Origin of the sequence: Seonamhaeicola sp. NFXS20 (genome assembly GCF_049132085.1) — a bacterium.
In the GTDB taxonomy this organism is placed as follows: Bacteria; Bacteroidota; Bacteroidia; order Flavobacteriales; family Flavobacteriaceae; genus Seonamhaeicola.
Genome location: NZ_JAFMPU010000040.1, coordinates 1 through 1,262, shown reverse-complemented (window position 1 = coordinate 1,262; position 1,262 = coordinate 1). Strand labels below are relative to the sequence as shown.

Genomic DNA, 1,262 nt, shown 5'->3' with positions numbered 1-1,262 from the left:
AATGCAATCAAATTATATAACTCTAAAAGATTACATTTATCTTTAGACTATAAAACACCTAATAACGTGCACCAAAATGCAGCTTAATTTTAATCAATAACCTGTAGACGTATTTTAGGACGAGACATTTGAGAATAACCGCAGAACATATAAAAGAAAACTATCTGATTTTAATAATTAAGTTATTGATAATATGCTTATTTATCTTTTCATTGATTTATGCAATTTCGAATATAATTGACCATTACTTCGCTGTCGGAGATTGGAATGCAGACAAACTAACTGAGTATTTTCAGATTGCTACAAACAACTATTATTTAAGACCTTCTTTAATTTTATTAATTCCAATTATCGGAGTTTTTACAAATAAAAAAATTGGTTGGATTTTAATTCAATCCTATTTCTATTTTTTGATTACAAATTTGGCTTTTCCTGCAACTCAAATTGACTTAACCGACCATACTCTGATTATTAGAAATATTATTGGGTTCTTACTGATATTTCTGATTATCATGCTAATGAATAAAAAGAAAATAAGTAATCTCGTTTATGGAATTAAAAAATCGAAATTGATTAATAAGAATATTATAGCTTCTGTTATCGGAATTTCAATAACGATAATTTTAGTTGTGATTAAAGGGAATAGTACTTAAAAAAACTGACCGAATTGAAAACAACAGAATTTTTAGAAATAAAGACAAATTATCTCGGAATTGGAATTAGGTCAATTCTCTTTTTCGGAATTCTTTTACTTGTGATTTTGATTGAGATACTTGCTTTTTTCCTCATATTTGGTTCTGGAGCTGGTTCGAGCAGAATTGCTGAATTGTGGTATGTTGACTTAATTTTTAATTATCTGCCGATTTTACTCGTTGGCGGATTTTTAGTTTATAGAGTAATAAAGAAATACAAAAAGCAAGAATACGTGAATTTCAAAACGAATTTGATTACACTTTTGATTTTGATTTTTCTATTCTCTATCAGAAATCAACTCGAACAACTAATTATCTGAAATGAAAAATAAAAAACGTGTGGTAACACCGTGTATAATTAATTGCTAGGTTCTTCTCTACTTGCGAAAATTCCTGCGGAATTTTCACGGGTTCGTTAAAGTTTGCTAACTTAGTTGCCTAACCACGCAACTAACCATACACGTATTCCAAGATCAAATCCTAATAAAAAATAGTTTTTTATTATGCCGCATGTTGTTGGAGAACCACGTATGGTGTTCCTCGCTTAACAACAGCAAATACTCTTGCTAT

General features: G+C 29.2%; 1 protein-coding gene. It reads left to right on the top strand.

What is annotated here, in order from left to right; translation table 11 throughout:
- The first annotated feature begins 667 nt into the window (after positions 1 to 667).
- Positions 668 to 1,012 carry a hypothetical protein gene (locus tag J1D01_RS17375; protein ID WP_421151772.1) on the top strand — a complete coding sequence of 115 codons (345 nt, stop codon included), beginning with the start codon at positions 668 to 670 and terminating at the stop codon, positions 1,010 to 1,012.
- The last annotated feature ends 250 nt before the right edge of the window (positions 1,013 to 1,262 follow it).